Raw genomic sequence first — 20,927 nt, forward strand, 5'->3', positions numbered from 1 at the left:
GTACGTGACCTACGCCGAGTCCTGGGACCCGGCGTCCCGTACCGCCGGCCGGGAGCTGTCCGGCGACGAGGCGCGTGCGCGGGACACGGCCGGCCTCCCGTACGCGGTGCTGTACCGCGCGCCGGGGCGCGAAGTCCCGCTCGGGGTGCGGCTGGTGGCGTGGCAGGCGGGCTTCGTCGACGCCTGGGCGTACGACGAGCACGGCCGGGGGACCGCCGAAGCGGAGCAGCGGCTGCGGGACGACGGGGGCCGGCTGCTGGTCCGGCGGCTGTTCGTGCGGCGGTATCCGGACGCGGGCACGGCGGAGTACGCGGTGGACGTCCCCCGGACGGCGGTGGTGGTCTCCGCCGACGGCACGGCGCGGGTCTCGCACCAGCCCGCGGGGATGCGCGGCGACTCCCTGGAGGCCGAGGTGGAGCTGGCCGACGCGGACCTCCGGGCGGTCCGCCCGGGCTTCGACGACTGGCCGGAGCTGCCCGTGGCGGACGCGCTCCCGGACTGGGCCGGCGCGCTGCCGGACGCGGAGGCGGCCGGCTGGCGGCGGGAGCCCTCGCGGCTGTGCGGGCCCGCCGACTTCGACCGGGTGTTCCGGGCGGGGACGGAGATCCCCGGGCTGACGGTGCTCGACCCGGTGCCGTGCGGGAGCGTGCGCGTGCCGAGCGGGGTGCTGGCCGTGGCCTGCCCGGCCACCGGGGCCGGGCTGTCCGGGATCACGGTGGAGGTGCCGCCGGGCACGTACCCGGTCGAGGCGGCCTCGGTCGAGGTGGCGGAGGAGCACTGGGGGTCGTACCAGGACGTGGCGGCCGTGCGGCTGCGGATCGGCGACGACCCCGTGGCCGTGTGGGAGATGGCGCTCGGGCCGGGTGACGACACGATCCGGCTCCGGAAGGGCGAGGCCTTCGGCTTCGGCACGGACGCGGCGAGCGGGGCCTTCGGCGACGCCGGGGCGTGGGAGGAGCTGCGGGACCTGCTGGAGCGGGCCCGGTGGCAGGGGTCGCCGGAGCACGGCCGGCTCTCCGATTCCCTCGCCGGCGTGCACCTGGACGGCGGGAGCCTCGGCGCGGACCTGGCCGTCTTCGCGACGGGCGGCGACGGGGTGTACCCGGTGTGGGTGGGGCGGTCGGCGTCCGGGGAGGTCGTCCGCGTGGCCGTGCAGACGGCCTTCGAACTCGACCTCGAAGCCTGACCGGGCCGGTCCGCCTCCCGGGTGTGGGGAGGCGGACCGGCCCGCGCGTACTACGACTTCGGCAGCGCCGGCAGCGAGGGGAGCTTGCCCGGCTCGCTCTTCTGGAAGGTGTCCTGGCCGGCGCCCTCCCACGTGACCTTCAGGGTGGTGGCGTCGAGCGAGTCGACCTTGCCCTTCGAACGGGTCGCGCCCGTCGGGCACTTCAGGTCGAAGGTCGAGCCGTTGGTGGTGCCGTCGCAGGTCAGGCCGGTGGCGGCCTCGACCACGAACGCCCGCTGGCCCTTGACGGTGAGCACCACGCCCTTGCCCGGCGTCGCCATGGCGATCCAGCCGCCGTCGAGGCTGCCCGAGCCCGCCGCCGCGCCGCCGCCCGCGGAGGGGGTGGCGGCCGGGGTGGCCGCCGACGGGGCGGAGGCGGCGGTTTCCGGCTTCTTGGCGTCGGTCGGCTTGCTGTCGCTGCCGCAGGCGGTCAGGGTGAGCAGGGCCGCGACTCCGGCTGTGGTGGCGACGGAGATACGCAGGTTGCTGTGCACGGGAAGTCCCCCTGGGGCGAATCGATCGAAAGACGGGCCAACGTAGCAGCCGACCGGGCAGGTGGCGGCCACCCGCAGACACGCCGGGGTGGGGTGATCCGGTTCCGTGCGGGGCTGTTCCGTCCGTGTCAGAGGTACTGGGCGAACCCGTCCAGGGTGCGCAGTACTTCCGCCTCCCGCGCGGAGGGGAGCTGGAGGACGACCTCCTCGATGCCCAGTTCGGCGTAGTGGCCGAGCTTGCCGGGCGTCGGCTGGACGGCGTACGGGACGACCCGCAGGGCCTTCGGATCGCGTCCGGCGTCCTCCCAGACCCGGCGCAGCGTCGGCAGGGACTCGGTGAGGCCGCCTCCGCCGATGGGGAGCCAGCCGTCGGCGTGGTCGGCGATCGCGGCGAAGAGCTTCGGGCCGGCGGCCCCGCCGATGAGGGTGCGCGGGCCGTACAGGGGCTTTCCGGGGGCGAGTTCGCGCGGGGCCTGGACCGGCTTGGGGTACGCGGAGCTCGCGCGGACGGAGGCGTACGGGCCTTCGTGCGCGGTCGGCTCCGGCGACCAGAGGGCGCGCATCAGCGCCATGTGGTCCCGTACGCGTTCGCGCCGGGTGGGCCAGTCGACGCCGTGGTCGGCTGCCTCCTCCACGTTCCAGCCGTAGCCGATGCCGAGGGTGAGGCGGCCGCCGCTGAGGTGGTCCACGGTGGCCACCTGCTTGGCGAGGCCGATGGGGTCGTGCTGGGCGACGAGGGTGATCCCGGTGCCGAGGCGGAGGCGTTCGGTGACGGCGGCGGCCTGGCCGAGGGCGACGAAGGGGTCGAGGGTGCGGCCGTACTGGGCGGGGAGTTCGCCGCCCATGGGGGCGTCGGTGTCGCGGCTGACGGGGATGTGGGTGTGCTCGGGGAGGTAGAGGCCGGAGAAGCCGCGCTCCTCCAGGGAGCGGGCGAGACGGGTGGGGGAGACGGTGCGGTCGGTGAGGAAGATGGTCGTGGCGATCCGCATGGGCGAGGGCACCTCCGAGACGTCGGGAGGGCCAAGGTACGGGCTCGCGCGTGAGGACGGCAGAGCGTACGGGACTCCCGCGCGGCGGGTGTGAGGTGTGATGGGGTGGGCGGCATGGACTCTGTGGAGACGATCACCGTTCCGGAGGCTTTGCACGGCTACCCCGGGGTGGCCTTCGGCGGATACGTGGCGGGGCTGCTCGCGGGGCGGCTGCCCGGGAGCGCCGGGGGCGCGGGGGGCGCGGGGGCCGGCGGGGCCGGCGGGGCCGGCGGGGCCGTGCGGGTGGACTTCCGGCGGCCCGTGCCGACCGGGACGGCGGTGCGGCTGGATCCGGACGCCGAGGGCGGCGGGGCCGTGCTGCTCGGGGCGGACGGGGCGCTGCTCGCCGCCGCGTCGGCGGTGGCCGCGCCGGGCGGGGAGGTACCGCGGGCGCCCTCCTGGGCGGAGGCGTCGAAGGCCGCCGACGCCTACCGGGCGGACCCGCCGGACGGGCAGGTCGACTGCTTCGGCTGCGGGCTGGACCGGACCCCGGCGACGGGGCTGCGGCTGCACTGCGGGCCGGTGCCCGGGCGGGACCTCGTCGCCACGGCCTGGACCCCGGACGCCGGACTCCTCGACGGCGACGGGCTGTTGCCGCCGGAGCTGGCGTGGGGGGCGCTGGACTGCCCGGGCAACGCGGCGGGGCGGCTGCTGGCGGGAGGGCCGGCGGGTGCCGTGACCGCGGCGCTGACCGGGCGGGTGCGGGGGGCCGTGCCGGCGGCGTCGGGGCTGGTGTCGTACGCGTGGCTGCTCGGGGTCGAGGGGCGCAAGTGCCGGGTGGGGACGGCGCTGGCCACCGGGGCGGGGGAGGTGTGGGCGGTCGCCGAGGCGCTGTGGGTGTGGCCGCGGTCCGCGGTGTGAGCGGTGCCGGTGCGGGTGCCGCTGCCGCTGCCGCTGTGCGGGGTGCGGGATGCCTGCGGCGCTGCTCCCCGCCCCGCCCTTCCTCCGTTCCCAGGGGCTCCGCCCCTGACCCCGCGCCTCAAACGCCGGCGGGGCTGGGGTGTGGGCTCCGCCCCTGACCCCGTGGTTCGGACGCCGGCGGGGCTGGGGTGTGGGCTCCGCCCCGGGCCCCGTGGTTCGGACGTCGGCGGGGTTGGGGGTGTGGGGTCCGCCCCGGGCCCCGTGGTTCGGACGCCGGCGGGGTTGGGGGTGTGGGGTCAGCCGCGGGGGTAGCGGGTCAGCCAGGCCGAGTCGGTGAGCGCGGGGCCGTGCAGGGCCGCGCCCTGGGTCAGCTCCAGGGCGAAGTCGTCGGCCAGCTCCAGCAGGGTGGCCCGGCCCTCCATTCCGGCCAGCCCGGCCGCCGGGAGGGCCGTCTCGCCGTGCAGGGCGCCGAGGAGGGCCCCGCACAGGGCGGCGCCGTGGCCGGTGGCGGCCAGGCGCAGCCCGTGCGGGACGTCCTCGGCGACCAGGGCGCACTGGACGGCGACGGCGAGGGCGTCCTCGGCGGTACGGCCTCCGCCGTCGGCACCGGGCTCGCCCCGGGTGGCGGCCGCGAGGGCCCGGTGCAGGGCCTCGGTGACGGGTTCGTGGCCGGGGCGGGCGGTGAGCAGGGGGAGGGTCCGCCGTACGGCGGTGTCGAGGGAGTCGCCCCGGGTCAGGCCGTGCACGATCACGGCGAAGGCTCCGGCGGACAGGTAGGCGGCGGGGTGGCCGTGGCTCTGGACGGCGCACTCGACGGCGAGCTGGAGGACCAGCGAGGGTTCCCAGCCGACCAGCAGCCCGAACGGGGCCGAGCGGACGGCGGCGGCCGCGTCCCGGGCGGTGGGGTTCTTCGGCTGGTCGAGGGTGGCGAGGGTGTCGTCGCCGAAGCCGGTCAGGCAGGCCCGGGCGGGCTCGCGGCGGACGTAGAGCCACTCCTCGTTGCCGAGCCAGCCGTTGTCCGGGCGCCGCTCGTCGGGGCCCCAGTCGTGCTGGGTGGCGTGCCAGCGGCGGTAGGCGCGGTGGACGTCGGTCGGCGGGTGCCAGCCGCCGGTGTCCCGGCGCACGTGGGCCCGTATCAGGCCGTCGACGGTGAACAGGGTCAGCTGCGTGGCGGCGGTGACGGCACCGCTGCGGCCGTGGGCGTCGCCGATTGCGGAGCCGAGGAGCGCGCCGCGCACCCGGCTCCGGAAGTCCTGCTGCTCGACCCGCCCCCACAACGCGGCACCGGCCGCCCGCGGCGCGGGCGGCCCGCCGGCGGGCGTGCGCAACGTGAGCGTCCCGGATGCGGGAGTGGCGGCGGCGGATGCCCCGGCGGAGGCCGACCCCGGCACGGGCCCGCCCGGCGCCGGGGGGCCGGGCAAGGGTGCGCCGGGTTCGGGCGTCCCGAACGCGGGCGTCCCCGGCGCGGGCGTCCGGAACGGCGGTGGCACCGGGGCGTGCGTGCCGGGGCCGGCTGCGCCCGGCTCGGCTGTGCCCGGCTCGGGCGTCCCCGGCTCGGGTGCTTCGAAGGCGGGCGTGCCCGGCGGGGGCGTGCCCGGTGTGGGTGGACCGGGCGGGGGTGGTACCGGTGTGGGTGTGCCGCCGTGCGTCGTGGTGTCCGCCGTGCTCGTCGTCGTGTCCATGCCGTCCCCCCAGGCTCAGGACGCGCACTGTAGTGGACAGTTCCGGTCGTATTCGGAAGGGCTCGGTCGGGTCGCCCGTAAGTGACCGGAGAACGGCCGGAATGCGAATGGTTCCGGCCACCCGCACCCCATAGGTGGCACGTTTTGCCACTCGCCTTCGCCCCGGTCGTTTTCGGCCACACCTCGTTCATCCGGCGTTCTCCGGCCGCCCACAGCCTCGGGGACATGAAGAAGGCCCTCCTCGCCGCGACCGCCGTCGCCTCCGCTCTCGCCGCCTCCCTGGTCGTCGTCCCCACCGCCTCCGCCTCCGCCTCCGACCGGGAGTGGTTCGGCAGCCACCGGGACCGCACGGCCATCCCCTTCACCGAGGCCACCGTCACCGCCGCCGCCGACGGCTCGTACAGCCTGAAGTGGAACACCAAGGGCACCAAGCGCGTCACCGTCAAGGCCAACGGCAAGGTCGTCGCCAAGGGCGGGGCCAAGGGCCAGGCCGTGGTCACCGGGCTGCCCGCCGCCGACCGCCAGTGGTTCGACTTCCAGCCGGACCACGGCCAGGGCCTGCGCCTCGCCGACCGGCTGGTCAAGCTGGAGGGCACCGCCAACTTCCGCGACGCGGGCGGCTACCGCACCACCACCGGCCAGTGGGTCAAGATGGGCGAGGTCTACCGCTCGGACGCCCTGAACAAGCTCACCGCCAACGACCTGGCCAAACTGGAGCGGCTGCGCGTGCGCACCGTCTTCGACCTGCGCATGCAGGACGAGCGCACCAAGGACGCCGACAAGGTCCCGGCCGGCGCCGCCTACGTCGTCGCCGACGTCTTCGCCGGCTCCGGCTCCTTCCAGACCCTGCCCAAGTCCCCCGACGAGGCCGTCAAGGCCATGGTCGACGCGGAGAAGGCCATGGTCAGCGGCGAGGGCGGCAAGAAGGCGTACACGCAGGTACTCGACGGCATCCGCGGCGACCGCGGCCGCGTCGCGCTCTTCCACTGCACCGCCGGCAAGGACCGCACGGGCTGGGCGAACGCCGCGCTGCTCACCGCCCTCGGCGTGCCCCAGGAGACGGTCATGGCCGACTACCTGGCCAGCAACGACTACCGCAAGGCCGCCAACGACGCGATCCTCTCCCGCCTCCCCGCCCAGCAGGCGGCCGTCTACAAGCCGCTGCTCGACGTCCGCCCCGAGTACCTGAACGCGGGCTACGACGAGGTGAAGGCGGAGTACGGCTCCTTCGACCGCTACCTCAAGGACGGTCTCGGCCTCGACCCCCGCGAACTGCGCGAGCTGAAGAAGGACCTCCTCGTCGGCTGACACCGAGCAGGAGGAACACGAGCGGGGCCCCCGCGCGGACGGGCCCCGCTCCCGTTCTCACTCCACCACCGGCAGCAGCTCCGGCAGGTGGCCGTCCGAGGCGCGGGCCGCGTCCTGGCGCTCCTGCGGCACCTCCCCGTACAGCGTGGTGCGGGCCTTCGCGGGCCGGCCCGCCGCCTCCGCGACCGCGACCAGGTCCCGGACGGACTTGTACGAGCCGTAACTCGACCCGGCCATGCGGGAGATGGTCTCCTCCATCAGGGTCCCGCCCAGGTCGTTGGCCCCGGAGCGGAGCATCTCGGCAGCGCCCTCCGCGCCCAGCTTCACCCAGCTCGTCTGGATGTTGGGGATGTGCGGGTGGAGCAGCAGCCGGGCCATCGCCGTGACCGCCCGGTTGTCGCGGACCGTCGGCCCGGGCCGGGCGATGCCCGCCAGGTAGACGGGGGCGTTGGTGTGGATGAAGGGCAGCGTCACGAACTCCGTGAAGCCCCCCGTCCGCTGCTGGATGCGGGAGAGGGTGCGGAAGTGGCCGAGCCAGTGCCGGGGCTGGTCCACGTGCCCGTACATCATGGTGGAGGAGGAGCGGATGCCCAGCTCGTGGGCCGTCGTGACGACCTCGATCCAGTCGGCCGTCGGCAGCTTGCCCTTGGTCAGCACCCAGCGGACCTCGTCGTCGAGGATCTCCGCCGCCGTACCCGGGATGGAGTCCAGCCCGGCCTCCTTGGCGGCCGTCAGCCAGTCCCGTACGGACATCCCGGTGCGGGTGGCGCCGTTGACGACCTCCATCGGGGAGAAGGCGTGCACGTGCATCCCCGGGACCCGCTCCTTCACGGCCCGCGCGATGTCGAAGTACGCCGTCCCCGGCAGGTCCGGGTGGATGCCGCCCTGCATGCACACCTCGACCGCGCCGACGTCCCAGGCCTGGGCCGCGCGGTCGGCGACCTGTTCCAGGGACAGGGTGTAGGCGTCGGCGTCGGTGCGGCGCTGCGCGAAGGCGCAGAAGCGGCAGCCGGTGTAGCAGACGTTGGTGAAGTTGATGTTCCGCGTGACGACGTACGTGACGTCGTCGCCCACCACCGACCGGCGCAGGTCGTCCGCGATCCGGCACAGCGCGTCCAGGGCCGGCCCGTCCGCGTGCAGCAGGGCCAGGGCCTGGTCGTCGGTGAGCTTCTCCGGGTCGTCGGCGGCCTGCGCCAGGGCGGCCCGTACGTCGGTGTCGATGCGCTCGGGGACCATGCCGGGGGCCGCCGCCTCGCGCAGGGCCTCCCAGTCGCCGTAGACGTGGTCGAAGTCCTCGCGGCGGTCGCCGGTGCGGCCCTCGGAGTCGATGGCGGTGTGCAGGTCGGTGCGCCCGTAGGAGGCGAAGGAGTCGTCCGGCTCCTGCCACGGGTGCCCCTCGACGACGGCGTCCGGGGCGGCGAGCCCCGTCTCCGGGTCCGCGAGGGCCCGTACGTGCGGCAGCAGCCGGGGGTCCAGCCACGGTTCGCCCCGCTGCACGAACTCCGGGTAGACGCAGAGCCGTTCGCGGAGCTCGAAACCGGCCGCCGCCGACCGCTCGGCCAGCAGGTCGATCTGGGGCCAGGGCCGCTCGGGGTTCACGTGGTCGGGGGTGAGCGGGGAGACGCCGCCCCAGTCGTCGACGCCGGCGCCGATCAGCCGGGCGTACTCCCCGTCGACCAGGTTGGGCGGGGCCTGGAGGCAGGCCGAGGGGCCCATGATGTGCCGTGCGACGGCGACGGTGGCGACGAGGTCGTCCAGCTCGGCGTCCGGCATGCCGCGCATCGCCGTGTCCGGCTTGGCGCGGAAGTTCTGGATGATCAGCTCCTGGATCCCGTGGTAGGCCCGGGAGATCCGGCGCAGCGCGAAGAGCGACTCGGCGCGCTCCTCGTACGTCTCGCCGATGCCGATCAGCAGCCCGGAGGTGAAGGGGACCGAGGAGCGGCCGGCGTCCTCCAGGACGCGCAGCCGGACGGCGGGCTCCTTGTCGGGGGAGCCGTGGTGCGGGCCGCCGGGCTCCGACCACAGGCGGGTGGCGGTGGTCTCCAGCATCATCCCCATGGAGGGGGCGACGGGCTTGAGCCGCTGGAAGTCGGACCAGGTCATCACGCCGGGGTTGAGGTGGGGCAGCAGCCCGGTCTCCTCCAGGATGCGGATGGAGATGGCCCGCACGTAGGAGATCGTGTCGTCGTAGCCCTGTGCCTCCAGCCACTCGCGGGCCTCGGGCCAGCGGTCCTCGGGCTTGTCCCCGAGGGTGATGAGGGCTTCCTTGCAGCCGAGGGCCGCACCGCGGCGGGCGATGTCGAGGACCTCGTCCGGGGACATGTACATCCCGTGCCCGGCGCGGCGCAGCTTGCCGGGGACGGTGGCGAAGGTGCAGTAGTGGCACTTGTCGCGGCACAGCCGGGTCAGGGGGATGAACACGCTCTTCGAGTACGTGATCACGCCCGGCCGGCCCGCGGCTTCCAGGCCCGCGTCGCGGACCCGGGCGGCGGAGGCGGTCAGGTCCTCCAGGGCCGCGCCGCGGGCCTGGAGGAGCACGGCCGCCTCGGCGGCGTCGAGCGCGACGCCGTCGCGGGCCCGCCGCAGCGCACGGCGCATCGCGTTGTCGGTCGGGGCGTCACTCGGAGTGGTCATGTGGCGAGCATACGATCCGCCCGGACACGGGTGGAGGGCGTCATCGCATCAGCTCACCGGCGTTGACCAGCAGAGACTGGCCGGTTATCGCCCGGGCCCGGTCGGAGGCGAGGAAGACGGCGGCGTCGGCGACGTCCCCGTCGGTGGCGAGGTCGGGCAGGGCCATCCGCTCGGTGAGGCGCTGGTGGACCTCGGACTCGGGGACGCCCTCGGTGTGGGCGGTGAAGGTGACGAAGGCCTGGACGGGCGGGCCCCACATCCAGCCGGGCAGCACGGTGTTGACGCGGATCCGGTGCGGGCCGAGCTCGCGGGCCAGGGAGTACATGGCGGAGGTCAGCGCGCCTTTGGAGGCGGCGTAGGCGGCCTGGCGGACCTCGTTGGGCGCGGCGACGGCGGACTGGGTGCCGATGAAGACGACGGAGCCGCCGCCCGCCTTGAGGCCGGGCAGGCAGGCGCGGGTCATGCGCAGGGTGCCGAGGAGGTTGACGTCGAGGATCTGCTGCCAGGTCCCGAAGTCGGCGTCCTCCAGGCCGCCGAAGTACGAGTCCCAGGCGGCGACGTGCACGACGGCGTCGATGCCGCCGAAGCGCTCGGCGGCGAGCGCGGCGAGGGCCTCGCACTGCCGCTCGTCGGAGATGTCGGTGGGCAGGTGGGCGGTGTGGGCGCCGTCGGGGTCGATCTCGGCGGCGGTCTTGGCCAGGTTGGCCTCGGTGCGCGCCCCGAGGACGGCGTTGCCGCCGTCGCGCACGACGGCGGCGGCCACCTGGTGGCCGAGCCCGGCCCCCACACCGGAGACGACGACGGTCTTCCCTCGCAGCAGCATCACGCGCCCCCTGGCGGCTCGGACCAACAGATCTGACGGTCCGTCAGGGTAGGGGTGCGGGGCGCCGGTGGGAAGGGGTGCGGGGCCGGGGGAGCGCCGGCGATCTCAGCGGCGGCCGCTCACGTCCAGGAAGATGTTCACGGCGACCCAGGTCGCCCAGAGCAGCGGGATGATCGCCACGTAGGCCAGCGGGCGCGTGTGCACCGGCGGCCCCTCCTCCAGCGGCCGGCGGCCCGGCGCGGGGGTCGGCTGCGGGAGCTTGGCGTACTTCATCGCCGCGAACAGGTTCCACAGCAGCGTGAACGGCGTGAAGATCACCAGGGAGAAGGGGCTCCACCAGCCCTGGCACAGGGTCTTGGTGGTCATGGTGCGGATCAGCGACCGGGCGCAGCGGCGACAGAAGGGGCCGTTGAGGGTGTGGAAGCGCATCAGGATCAGTACGCCGACGTGCGCGCGCACCGCGAAGTTCGCCGTCTCCGGAGCCCCGCACTGGCGGCAGCCCGGCGCCTGCGCGTGCGGGTACGGGGCGGCGTACTGCGGGTGCTGCGCCTGCTGTGGGTAGCCGGGGGCGGGGTGGCCCGGGGCGGGGTGGCCCGGGGCCGGGTGGGCGGGGTAACCGCCCGCGCCCTGCGGGCCGTACGGGTTCTGGCCGTACGGGTTCTGCCCCGCCGGAGGCTGCCCGTACGGGTTCTGCCCGGCCGGGGCGCCGGGGTGCGGGCCGGGCGGAACGGGGGCTCCGGAGTAGGGGTTCGGCGGCGGAGTGCTCATGGAAGGGCCTTCGGGATCGGCGGCGGCAGGCAGCGGCGACCGGCGGGCCCCCCGGACCGGTTCCGGTTCCGGTTCCGTTTCCGCTTCCGGGCGTTCTCACGGAAGGTCCCACGGAAGAGGGGTGCCGAACACCAGTGCGCTCGATTGGCCTGAAACGTACCAGGCCCTTGTGACAGCCCTTGTTACGTTTCAGGACTTCCGGTTCGCCGCGACCAGTTGGGCGAAGACCTCCGGGGAGACCGCCTCGCCCCGGCCCGACAGCGCCGCCACCTCCTTGCCGTTGACCTCCACCACCGGGGTGCCCTTCTTGCCGCTCTCGCCGAAGGCCTTCGACACCTTGTCCACCCACGGCATGTACGAGAGCTCCTCGACCGCCCGGTCGAAGTCCGGCGTCCGCAGCCCCGGCACCTGCCCGGCCAGGTCCAGCAGGGTGGCCGTCGAGCCGAACCTGTCGTCTGTCTCCTCGCGCGGATGGTTTCCGTAGAGCACCCGGAGGTAGTCCACGAACTTCCCGGGGCCCTCGTTCACCGCCGCGCCCAGCGCGTTCAGCGCGCGCTTGGAGCCCTTGCCGCCCAGGCCCCCGTCCAGGAAGGTCGCGAAGTGGTACTCGACCCGGTAGGTCCCGGCGTCCGCCTGCTCCTTCAGGGCCGGGCCGAGCCCCGTCTCCACGTTGGCGCAGAAAGGACAGCGCGGATCCAGCCACACGGACACCACGTCCTTCGCGTCCGCCCTGCCGTACGGGACCACCACCCCGTCCTCGCCGCTGGTGTGCGCGGGCCGCACGAAGGGCTTCCCGGCCGCCTCGCTCACCCCCGGGCCGGACCGCCCCGCCGCGTACACGCCCACGCCGGCCGCGACCGCCAGCACCGCCGCCAGCGCGCCCCCGACGAGCAGCCGTCCGCGCAGCCGTGCCCGCCGGGCCTCGGCCTCCCGCTCCGCCCGGAGCCGCTCCCGGGCCTCGCGGCGGTGGTCCTTCTTGCTGCTGCTCGCCATGACAACCAGGATAAAGAGCAACGAGCCGGGCCAGTACGGGCCTTTGGGGTATTGCGGGCAAGGTCGAAGGTCCCCTCCCGGGCCGGGCCGCAAGGCCGCCGGAACAGGGCTGGACGTCCTGGGTCACAGGCGGGTGAAGCCGAGACGAATGGTGCGTCATATCTGCGGGGGCGGGGGTGAGTCGTATCGGAATACCTGATAGACAGAACAATCGCGGCCCGACCGGCCGCACGCCTTTGACGGCCGCCTTGGGGGGATCGCCGCACCGTGAAGCCGCTTCACCGCCATGTAGTCAACACCTCGCGCAAGGTCCTGTGCACGGCCGCCCTCGCGGCCAGCCTGACCACCGCCGCCGTCGTGACCAACACCCCGGTCGCCGGCGCCGGAGAGGCCGAGCCCACCCCCGACAGCCCGCAGGCCGCCGACCGCGGTGACGCCCGCCTCGACCTGCCGGGTCAGCTCGCGGACCCGGTGGTCCCGCCCGCCGCCGGCGCCGGCGGTACGACGGCCGAGGGGGCCTCCGGCATACCCGCGACCGCCCTCGACGCCTACAAGCGCACCGAGGTGGCCGTGGCCGCCGCCCTGCCCAAGTGCAAGCTGCCCTGGCAGCTGGTCGCCGCCATCGGCCGCGTCGAGTCGGTGCACGCCTCCGGCTACGGACTCAAGTCCGACGGCACCACGGAGAAGCAGATCCGCGGCCCGCGCCTGGACGGCAACGGCTTCGCGAAGATCCTCGACACCGACAAGGGCGAGTTCGACGGCGACACCGAGTTCGACCGGGCCTTCGGCCCCCTCCAGTTCATCCCCTCCACCTGGGCCACCTGGAAGGCCGACGGAAACGGCGACGGCAAGCGCGACGCGAACAACATCTACGACGCGGCGCTCGGCGCGGGCCTCTACCTCTGCTCCGGCGGCAAGGACCTCTCGAACGCCGCCGACCTCGACCGGGCGATCCTCAGCTACAACCAGTCGCGCGAGTACGTGAACTCCGTCCTCGGCTACATGCGCCAGTACCAGCAGGACGGCACCGCCGGGATCCCGAACCCGCCCGTCGGCACCTACCCGACGCCGCCCACGCCGACCATCCCCACCCCGCGCGTCCCCACCCCGCAGCCGCCGGCCACGAAGCCGTCCAACCCGGGCAACCCGAGCAACCCCGGCAACCCCGGCAACCAGACCCCGAACCCGAAGCCGGAACCCTCGAAGCCGACGCCCACGCCCGAGCCCTCCAAGCCGACCCCGGCACCCGCCACGCTGGCCAAGCTGGAGCGTGTCGGCAGCGCGAAGCTGGAGGCCGAGGCCGGCAGCCTCTTCGCGGACGGCGTCAGCTTCAAGGCGTTCCTCAGCGACGGCAAGCCGGCCGCCGGCCAGGCCGTCGTCGTCGCCGTCGAGCAGGACACCACCGGCGGCACGGGCTTCGTCTTCGGCAACGAGTCGAGCGTGGTCGTCCGTACCGACGCCCAGGGCATCGCCACCGCACCCCGGCTCAAGGCCGGACCGCGGGCGGGCACCTTCACCCTGCGGGCCACCGCCTACGACGCCAAGAGCCAGTTCACCGTCGCCGTGGACGGCAAGACCACCGCGAAGCCGGCCGAGAAGCCGGTCGTGATCACCGGCACCAAGGCGGTACGGGTGGCCGCGGGCACCCCGGTCACGGGCCTGGAGTACCTCATCGCCCGGGGCGACCAGCCGATGGTGGGCGCCCAGATCACCGCCGCGCTCGTCGAGAAGAAGGGCGGCGCCTGGACCCCCGTCGACCCGGCCACCGCCAAGGGTCCCTGGTTCCAGGGGGCGACGGCCGAGGAGAAGCTCTTCACGAAGGCGCTGCCCAGGACCGGCACCGACGGCAAGGCCGCCCTCCCCGAGCTGCTCACCACGGGCGTCCCGGCGGGCACGTACCACCTGCGGCTGCGCACGGCGGACGGGGTCGAGCTGATCGTCGCCGTCGAGATCACCGCGGCCGCCGCCCCGCAGGCCTGACCGGGGTCCCCGCCGACGCGGAACGGCCGGCCGCGCTGGGCGCGGCCGGCCGCTGCGTCGCGTACGGCGGTGTCCGACGGGGGCGTCGGACGGGGGGCGTCAGACGGGGGTGGCCTGGAGGGCCTGGAAGCCGACGCCGCAGGTACCCGGCAGGTTGGTCGGGCTGAAGGCCGTCGAGCTGGTGGTGCAGCGGGCCTCGTAGATCACCCCGCTCTTGCTGAGCAGGGAGAGCGTGAGCCTGCCGCCGCTGTTCTCCTCCACGGAGACGGCCACGTCCACGACGCACTTCGGCGCGTTCGGGACCACCTTCAGGTCGATCCACACGCCCTGGTTGCGGCTGTCGTTGAGGAAGGCGTGCCCGTCCCGGTCGGTCGCCAGGCGGAACACCGTGCCGAGCGCGAAGGAGAAGTCGGGTGCGGCGGAGGCGACGTGCCGCGCGACCGGCCCGCACTTCTTCTTGCCGTGCTCCGGCTCCGGGGTCGGGCCACCGGAGGCCGCCGCGGACGGGACCATCAGGGCTCCGAGGAGCAGGGCCCCCGTAGCGGCGGAGATACCTCGTGCGGCCCAAGCGAGCTTCCTCATGTGCTGTGCGTCCTTTCCCGTGGCGGCCTCGTACCAGGACCGACCATCCCCGAGCCAGACGAAATGCACACATACCGTGATGAACGGTCACTCAGGGAGACCAACGGCACGCCCCGAACGGCGCTGCCGCCGGAGGTCCGCACGGAAAAAGGCAGGAGCCCCGCCCCCTCCGCTCGCACGGAGGAGGGCAGGGCTCCTTGGGTACTGCGAATCCGACCGCGATCCGGTCGGCCTGGCGACTAGGCCGGGGTGACGTTCTCCGCCTGCGGACCCTTCGGGCCCTGCGTGACGTCGAAGTTGACCTGCTGGTTCTCCTCGAGGGAGCGGAAGCCAGAGGCGTTGATCGCGGAGTAGTGGACGAAGACATCCGGGCCGCCGCCGTCCTGGGCGATGAAGCCGAAGCCCTTTTCAGCGTTGAACCACTTCACGGTTCCGGTAGCCATGAGCCCTCCTATGGGCCAAAGGGTCGCCCTGCTCCAGAACCTGCTAAGAAGTCTGAAAACTACAAAAGCCTGCGGGTTACATGCTCCGCAGGCCTCGTACTGCAAGGGAAACCAAACTGCAACTTGCGTCGAGCCTAGCACGCACCCTCGGGCCGAGACCAGAGGGAAAGATCACGTCACCCGGACGTTTGAGGCCCGCTCGATCGCTGACGGAGAACCGCGGCTAGTCTCGCGATGTGGACGTCTATCGCAGCCGGCCCCGTGTCGGCCACATCCAGTTCCTGAACTGCCTGCCCCTCTACTGGGGGCTGGCCCGAACCGGCACGCTGCTGGACATGGAGCTGACCAAGGACACCCCCGAGAAGCTGAGCGAGCGGCTCGTCCAGGGCGATCTCGACATCGGCCCCATCACCCTCGTCGAGTTCCTCCGCAACGCCGACCGGCTCGTGGCCTTCCCCGACCTGGCGGTCGGCTGCGACGGCCCCGTCATGTCCTGCGTGATCGTCTCGCAGGTTCCGCTGGAGCGGCTGGACGGCGCCCGCGTCGCCCTCGGCTCGACCTCCCGCACCTCCGTACGCCTGGCCCAGCTGCTCCTCGCCGAGCGGTACGGCGTGCGGCCCGACTACTTCACCTGCCCCCCTGACCTGGGGCTGATGATGCAGGAGGCCGACGCGGCGGTGCTGATCGGGGACGCCGCGCTGCGCGCCTCGCTGCACGACGCGCCCCGCCTCGGGCTGGCCGTGCACGACCTGGGCCAGATGTGGAAGGACTGGACGGGACTGCCCTTCGTCTTCGCCCTCTGGGCCGCCCGCAAGGACTACCTGGAGCGCGAGCCCGTCCTCGTGCGGGAGATCCACGAGGCCTTCCTCGCCTCCCGCGACGTCTCCCTGGAAGAGGTCGTCAAGGTCGCCGAGCAGGCGGCCCGCTGGGAGGCCTTCGACGCCGGGCTCCTCCAGCGCTACTTCACCACCCTCGACTTCCGCTTCGGCGCCGACCAACTGGCCGGCGTACGCGAATTCGCCCGCCGTACCGGAGCGGACACCGGGTACGACGCGGATGTCGCCGTGCAGCTGTTGAAGGTGTCCACGCCAGATCGCTGATCACGAAATCACCGACGATCTTCCGCTTCTCCCCAGGGGAATGTTCCGTTTGCCGGGAATTCGGTCCCCTTTCGTATTCACGTCACTCGAAGGCGAATGCGAACGTCGACGGGGGAAGCGGAAGGTATTCGGCGGGAGCGGGCCCCCGTCACCCCCTAAGGTGCTGTCTGTTCGCACAAACACGGATCTCGGGGGACGGGGGACGCGATGCAGCCGCTCGAAGCCGGCGAGCCGCGCACCATCGGTGCTTACCGGCTGCTCGGCCGGCTCGGCGCCGGCGGCATGGGCCGGGTCTATCTGGGGCGCAGCGCCGGCGGCAGGACCGTCGCCGTCAAGATCGTGCACCCGCACTTCGCCTCCGACACGGAGTTCCGCGCCCGCTTCCGCCGCGAGGTGGAGGCCGCCCGGCGGGTCGGCGGGGAGTGGACCGCGCCCGTGCTGGACGCCGACCCGGAGGCGCCCGTGCCGTGGGTGGCGACCGGGTACGTGGCGGGCCCCTCCCTCGACCGGGCCGTGGCCGGGCACGGGCCGCTGCCCGAGGCCTCGGTGCGGGCGGTCGGTGCCGGGCTGGCCCGCGCGCTGGTGGCGGTGCACGGGCTGGGCCTCGTACACCGGGACGTGAAGCCCTCCAACGTGATGCTGACCCTGGACGGGCCGCGGCTGATCGACTTCGGCATCGCCCGGGCCACCGACGGCACGGCCTCCCTGACCTCCACCGGGGTCTCCGTCGGCTCGCCCGGCTACATGTCCCCGGAGCAGATCCTCGGCAAGGGCGTGACCGGCGCGTCGGACGTGTTCTCGCTGGGCGCGGTCCTCGCCTTCTCGGCGACCGGCCGGCCGCCCTTCAGCGGGGACAACTCCGCGACCCTCCTCTACAAGGTGGTCCACGAGCCGCCGGAGCTGGACGGGCTCCCCGCCGGGGAGCTGCGCGAGCTGGTCCGTTCCTGCCTGGCCAAGACGGCTGCCGAGCGCCCGGCACCCGAGGCCGTCGCGGCGGCCCTGGGCGGCGCCCTCGGCGCGCCCGGGTGGCTTCCGGCGCCACTGGTGGAGGAGGCGAGCCGGGCGGCGGTGGCCCTGCTGGACCTGGACGCCGACACCTCCGGTGACGTCTCCGGGACCGGGTCCGGGACGCGGTCCGGCTTCGGCCCGGGGGCGTCCGCCGGGGCCGGCCACGCCGCCGGGCCCGCGACGGCGGGCGGCACGGGGCCCGGTCCCGGCTTCGGCGGCGGACCCTCCAGCGGCGCCGGCTTCGGCGCGGGCCCGTACGGCTCCGGCTCGGGGCCGGTGCCGTTCACGGCAGGGTCCTCCGGCGGGGCGGCCGGCGCCGGCTTCGGCACGCCGGACCCCTCGTACGGAACCCCGGGCGGGTACGCCGGCGGCGGCGTGTACGGCGCCCCGACCGAGACCGCCGGCCAGACGGGCGGCGGTGTGCCGCAGCCGCGGAGCGCCCCCGACGGCGGCGGCCGCGGGGTCACCCTCAACGCGGCCGGCCGCCGCTTCAGCTGCACCCTCGTGCTCGGCGCGGCCGCCGTGCTGGCGGCGCTGTCCGGCGGGCTGTACGGGCTCGGCCTGCTGCCGGGCCAGGGGACCACCCGGGACTCGGCCTCGGGCGGTGCGAAGCCCTCCACCCCGGCCCCGGCCGCCTCCGCGCCGGACGCCGCCGAGCCGTCGGCCTCCGGGTCGGCCTCCGCGTCGGCCCCGCCCAAGGGCACCCGCGGCGACGTGCCCAAGGAGCTCATCGGCACCTGGAAGGGCACGGTCACCACCGCCCGCCTGGGCGTGGCCAGCAGGTTCGAGATCACCATCAAGGCCGGCAAGACCGGCGAGGTCGTCGGCCGGGACAAGTCGGTCATCGACCTGCTCGGCACCCGTACCGACTGCAGCGGCGACTGGAAGCTCGCCTCCGCCACCGACCGCTCCCTCGTCCTCGACACCGCCGGCGGCCCCAACCCGGCCCCCGGCATCTGCGCCAACGGCTCCCCCAACGAGCGCTTCACCCTCAACGCCGACGGAACCCTGCACTACAAGTCGGGCGACGAGCCCGCCGGCTACCCCGAGGGAGACCTCACCCGCAGCCCCTGACCCCCGCCCTGACGGCGGCCCACGGCCCCTGGCGTAGGCTGGATCGGTCCGGACCCTTGACACACCGCCGAAAGGTGATCCCCCGGTGACCGACCTGGCCGCACTCCAGTCCGTCCTCGACCGCGCCGCCGCAGGGGGCCGGATCACCAAGGAAGAGGCCCTCGACCTCTACCGGCACGCCCCGCTGCACGCCCTCGGGCAGGCCGCCGACGCGGTGCGCCGCCGCCGCTACGCCGGTACGGAGCACATCGCGACGTACATCATCGAGCGCAACATCAACTACACCAACGTGTGCGTCACGGCCTGCAAGTTCTGCGCCTTCTACGCGGCCCCCAAGGACACGAAGAAGGGCTGGTCCCGCGACCTCGACGACATCCTGCGCCGCTGCGCGGAGACCGTCGAGCTGGGCGGCACGCAGATCATGTTCCAGGGCGGGCACCACCCGGACTACGGCGTCGAGTACTACGAGCACCACTTCTCGGCGATCAAGAAGGCCTTCCCGCAGCTGGTCATCCACTCCCTCGGCGCGTCCGAGGTCGAGCACATGGCCCGCATCTCCGGCGTCTCCGCCGAGGAGGCCATCGAGCGCATCCACGCCGCCGGCCTCGACTCCTTCGCCGGCGCCGGCGCCGAACTGCTCCCGGAGCGGCCGCGCAAGGCGATCGCCCCGCTGAAGGAGTCCGGCGAGCGCTGGCTGGAGATCATGGAGATCGCCCACAAGCTGGGTGTGGAGTCCACCTCCACCATGCTGATGGGCACCGGCGAGACCAACGCCGAGCGCATCGAGCACATCGCGATGATCCGGGACACGCAGGACCGCACCGGCGGCTTCCGCGCCTTCATCCCGTACACGTACCAGCCCGAGAACAACCACCTCAAGGGCCGGACCCAGGCGACCGTCTTCGAGTACCTGCGCATGATCGCGATCGCGCGGCTCTTCCTCGACAACATCGCGCACATCCAGGGCTCCTGGCTCACCGTCGGCAAGGAGGCGGGCCAGCTCGCCCTCCACTACGGCGCCGACGACCTCGGCTCGATCATGCTGGAGGAGAACGTGGTCTCCTCGGCCGGTGCCAAGCACCGCTCGAACCGCCAGGAGATCATCGACCTGATCCGCAAGGCCGGCCGCGTCCCCGCGCAGCGCGCGACCACGTACGAACACCTCCTGGTCCACGACGACCCGGCCAACGACCCCGTCGACGACCGCGTGGTCTCGCACATCTCCTCGACCGCCATCGAGGGGGGCACCGCGCACCCCGAGCTGAAGCTCATCTCCACGAACTGACGCTCGATGCTGACCCTGCACACCGCCGACCTGCTCGTGACCGGCCCGGGCTGCGCACCGCTGAAGGGCGGCGCGGTCCTGGTCGAGGGCGACCGGATCGTCCGCACCGGCCCGTACGCGGAACTCGGCGCGTCCGCGCCGCACGCCCGGGTCCGCCGCTGGCCCGGGGTGCTCACCCCGGGACTGCTCGCGCGCGGGGCGGACGAGCTGCTGGAGCGCACGTACTACCCGGACGACCCGTACGAGGTCACCGAGCTCGGCGCCGACCCGATCACCGGGGCCGAGGCGCTGGACGCGCTGAAGATGACCGAGGCCCGCTGGGGCAACAGCGCCCGGCGGGGCACGCAGAAGCTGCTGGCGCGCGGGGTGGTCGCGGTGGCCGGGCGCTTCACCGTCGCCTCCGTCCGCACGGCGGTGACCCGCTCGGGCCTGACGGTGGTCCCGCCGGCCCCGTACGAGGGCGCGCCCGCCCCGGACCCGCTCACCGGCCGGGAGTCCGCCGGGCAGGCGTTCCACGGGGTCCTGGAGGCGGGTGCCCCGGCCCGGTTCGCGGTCTTCGCGGTGGCGGACGAGGCCGAACTGCTGGAGCGCGGCGCGACCACGTGCGTGGCCACGGTCATCGCGGGCCGGCTGCTGCACCGGCGCCGCTGAGACGCCTCAGGGGACCTGCGGTCCGGCGAGGTAGGTCCCGCCGGCGGTGTACGGCCAGGCGTTCGACGTGCATCCGTGGAGGCCCTTGATCTGCTGCATCATCGCCGGGGCGGGGGCGCCGGGACGGGGGCAGGTCTCGTGGCCGCGGCCCAGTTCGTGGCCCACCTCGTGGTTGACGATCAGCGCCCGGTACTCGGCGGCCGTGCCCCGGAACTTCGGCGACCCCTCCTGCCAGCGCTTGAGGTTCACCACGATGGTGTGGTGGGCCTGGCAGTTGGTCTCCCCGATCAGCTCGGGGGTGGTCACCTCGCACAGCCGGTCGGTGGTGGCGGGCGTGGCGATCTTCACGGTGAAGTCCACGGGTTCGCCGCGGCCGGCCAGCCGGAATCCGTACGCGGGGTCGCGTATCCACCCGCGCCGGTCCCCGAGTATCGCCTCGACGGTCCGGGCGGCGGAGTCCGGGTCGACGCCGCTGCCGTTCTCCGTCTCCACCCGCCAGCGCAGCGGGCGCCCCTGGCCCTGGGAACGGCCGGCGGTGGAGGAGGCGGTGAACACCCCGGACGCCGCGGACGCGCTCGGGCTCGGGGACGGGCTCGGGGACGGGCTCGGGGCGGGGGGAGGGTCCGGAGCCGCGGGTGCGGCCGGGGCCGCCCGCTCGGCCGACGGGGGCGGGCCGCCCCGGCCGGCGGTGGCGGATCCCCTCTCCAGCCCGAGCCAGTAGGCGGCCGCGGAGAGTGCCGCCAACGCCATGGAGCCCAGGACCGTGCGGCGCAGTCGCCTGCGCCGTGCGGCCCGTCGTGCCTTGACTGACCGGCGTGTCGCCATGAGTGGTCCCTTTGTTCGGATTGCCCGGCCAGTCTGCCCGTTTCCGGTCCTGATCTTCCGGAATTTCGCCCGGGGCGGGCCGGGCCGGGCCGGGGCGGCCGACGCGGTGGCGGCCTGAGAGGATGACGGGGTACGACCCGTCCGCCGCAGACACACCGAGCAC

At 74.1% G+C, this 20,927-nt stretch carries 18 protein-coding genes; 8 read left to right on the forward strand and 10 right to left on the reverse strand.

Features of this window, described 5'->3' with window-relative positions; genetic code table 11:
* The first annotated feature begins 4 nt into the window (after positions 1–4).
* Positions 5–1,186 carry a DUF4241 domain-containing protein gene (locus AC069X_RS20525; RefSeq protein ID WP_478730029.1) on the forward strand — a complete coding sequence of 394 codons (1,182 nt, stop codon included), beginning with the start codon at positions 5–7 and terminating at the stop codon, positions 1,184–1,186.
* A 50-nt stretch (positions 1,187–1,236) separates the two neighbouring features.
* Here AC069X_RS20525 and AC069X_RS20530 read toward each other — a convergent pair whose 3' ends face one another.
* Both AC069X_RS20530 and AC069X_RS20535 read right to left on the reverse strand, forming a co-directional pair.
* Positions 1,237–1,719: a hypothetical protein gene (locus tag AC069X_RS20530; RefSeq protein ID WP_478730030.1), complete on the reverse strand. Its 483-nt coding sequence runs from the start codon at positions 1,717–1,719 to the stop codon at positions 1,237–1,239.
* Positions 1,720–1,847: 128 nt separating this feature from the next.
* Positions 1,848–2,708 (reverse strand): LLM class F420-dependent oxidoreductase, encoded by an 861-nt coding sequence (locus AC069X_RS20535; protein ID WP_478730031.1) that lies wholly within the window; start codon positions 2,706–2,708, stop codon positions 1,848–1,850.
* Between the two features lie 114 nt (positions 2,709–2,822).
* Between AC069X_RS20535 and AC069X_RS20540 the strand changes: the two genes are divergently transcribed.
* Positions 2,823–3,608 carry a hypothetical protein gene (locus AC069X_RS20540; protein WP_478730032.1) on the forward strand — a complete coding sequence of 262 codons (786 nt, stop codon included), beginning with the start codon at positions 2,823–2,825 and terminating at the stop codon, positions 3,606–3,608.
* 296 nt (positions 3,609–3,904) lie between these two features.
* Here AC069X_RS20540 and AC069X_RS20545 read toward each other — a convergent pair whose 3' ends face one another.
* Complete coding sequence (locus AC069X_RS20545; RefSeq protein WP_478730033.1) at positions 3,905–4,936, reverse strand: ADP-ribosylglycohydrolase family protein; 1,032 nt, start codon at positions 4,934–4,936, stop codon at positions 3,905–3,907.
* Positions 4,937–5,515: 579 nt separating this feature from the next.
* Here AC069X_RS20545 and AC069X_RS20550 point away from each other — a divergent pair.
* Positions 5,516–6,598: a tyrosine-protein phosphatase gene (locus AC069X_RS20550; protein WP_478730034.1), complete on the forward strand. Its 1,083-nt coding sequence runs from the start codon at positions 5,516–5,518 to the stop codon at positions 6,596–6,598.
* Between the two features lie 57 nt (positions 6,599–6,655).
* Here AC069X_RS20550 and AC069X_RS20555 read toward each other — a convergent pair whose 3' ends face one another.
* The 4 genes from AC069X_RS20555 to AC069X_RS20570 all read right to left on the reverse strand — a co-directional run bounded on the left by AC069X_RS20555 (position 6,656) and on the right by AC069X_RS20570 (position 11,816).
* A complete protein-coding gene (locus AC069X_RS20555) occupies positions 6,656–9,232 on the reverse strand; it encodes a bifunctional FO biosynthesis protein CofGH (protein WP_478730035.1) in 2,577 nt (858 codons plus the stop codon).
* Positions 9,233–9,272: 40 nt separating this feature from the next.
* A complete protein-coding gene (locus AC069X_RS20560) occupies positions 9,273–10,055 on the reverse strand; it encodes an SDR family oxidoreductase (RefSeq protein ID WP_478730036.1) in 783 nt (260 codons plus the stop codon).
* A gap of 105 nt (positions 10,056–10,160) precedes the next feature.
* Positions 10,161–10,823 (reverse strand): hypothetical protein, encoded by a 663-nt coding sequence (locus AC069X_RS20565; RefSeq protein WP_478730037.1) that lies wholly within the window; start codon positions 10,821–10,823, stop codon positions 10,161–10,163.
* A gap of 189 nt (positions 10,824–11,012) precedes the next feature.
* Positions 11,013–11,816 (reverse strand): thioredoxin domain-containing protein, encoded by an 804-nt coding sequence (locus AC069X_RS20570; protein WP_478730038.1) that lies wholly within the window; start codon positions 11,814–11,816, stop codon positions 11,013–11,015.
* A gap of 267 nt (positions 11,817–12,083) precedes the next feature.
* On the opposite strand from AC069X_RS20570, the gene AC069X_RS20575 reads away from it, so the two are divergent.
* Entirely contained in the window at positions 12,084–13,796 is a 1,713-nt protein-coding gene (locus AC069X_RS20575; RefSeq protein WP_478730039.1) for a lytic transglycosylase domain-containing protein, read from the forward strand.
* Between the two features lie 99 nt (positions 13,797–13,895).
* Here the strand turns inward: AC069X_RS20575 and AC069X_RS20580 are convergent, their stop codons facing one another.
* Positions 13,896–14,378, reverse strand: coding sequence for a hypothetical protein (locus AC069X_RS20580; protein ID WP_478730040.1), 483 nt, complete (start codon positions 14,376–14,378; stop codon positions 13,896–13,898).
* Positions 14,379–14,617: 239 nt separating this feature from the next.
* A complete protein-coding gene (locus tag AC069X_RS20585) occupies positions 14,618–14,821 on the reverse strand; it encodes a cold-shock protein (protein ID WP_007265804.1) in 204 nt (67 codons plus the stop codon).
* A gap of 236 nt (positions 14,822–15,057) precedes the next feature.
* On the opposite strand from AC069X_RS20585, the gene AC069X_RS20590 reads away from it, so the two are divergent.
* From AC069X_RS20590 to AC069X_RS20605, 4 genes are all read left to right on the forward strand, one after another.
* Positions 15,058–15,921, forward strand: coding sequence for a menaquinone biosynthetic enzyme MqnA/MqnD family protein (locus AC069X_RS20590; protein WP_478730041.1), 864 nt, complete (start codon positions 15,058–15,060; stop codon positions 15,919–15,921).
* A gap of 207 nt (positions 15,922–16,128) precedes the next feature.
* Complete coding sequence (locus AC069X_RS20595; RefSeq protein WP_478730042.1) at positions 16,129–18,003, forward strand: serine/threonine-protein kinase; 1,875 nt, start codon at positions 16,129–16,131, stop codon at positions 18,001–18,003.
* Positions 18,004–18,088: 85 nt separating this feature from the next.
* Positions 18,089–19,288 (forward strand): cyclic dehypoxanthinyl futalosine synthase, encoded by a 1,200-nt coding sequence (mqnC, locus tag AC069X_RS20600; protein ID WP_478730043.1) that lies wholly within the window; start codon positions 18,089–18,091, stop codon positions 19,286–19,288.
* A 6-nt stretch (positions 19,289–19,294) separates the two neighbouring features.
* Positions 19,295–19,939, forward strand: coding sequence for an imidazolonepropionase-like domain-containing protein (locus AC069X_RS20605; RefSeq protein WP_478730044.1), 645 nt, complete (start codon positions 19,295–19,297; stop codon positions 19,937–19,939).
* Between the two features lie 6 nt (positions 19,940–19,945).
* Here the strand turns inward: AC069X_RS20605 and AC069X_RS20610 are convergent, their stop codons facing one another.
* Positions 19,946–20,764: a DUF3152 domain-containing protein gene (locus AC069X_RS20610; protein ID WP_478730045.1), complete on the reverse strand. Its 819-nt coding sequence runs from the start codon at positions 20,762–20,764 to the stop codon at positions 19,946–19,948.
* Between the last annotated feature and the right edge of the window lie 163 nt (positions 20,765–20,927).

It is taken from the genome of Streptomyces sp. NPDC043896, from assembly GCF_056435605.1.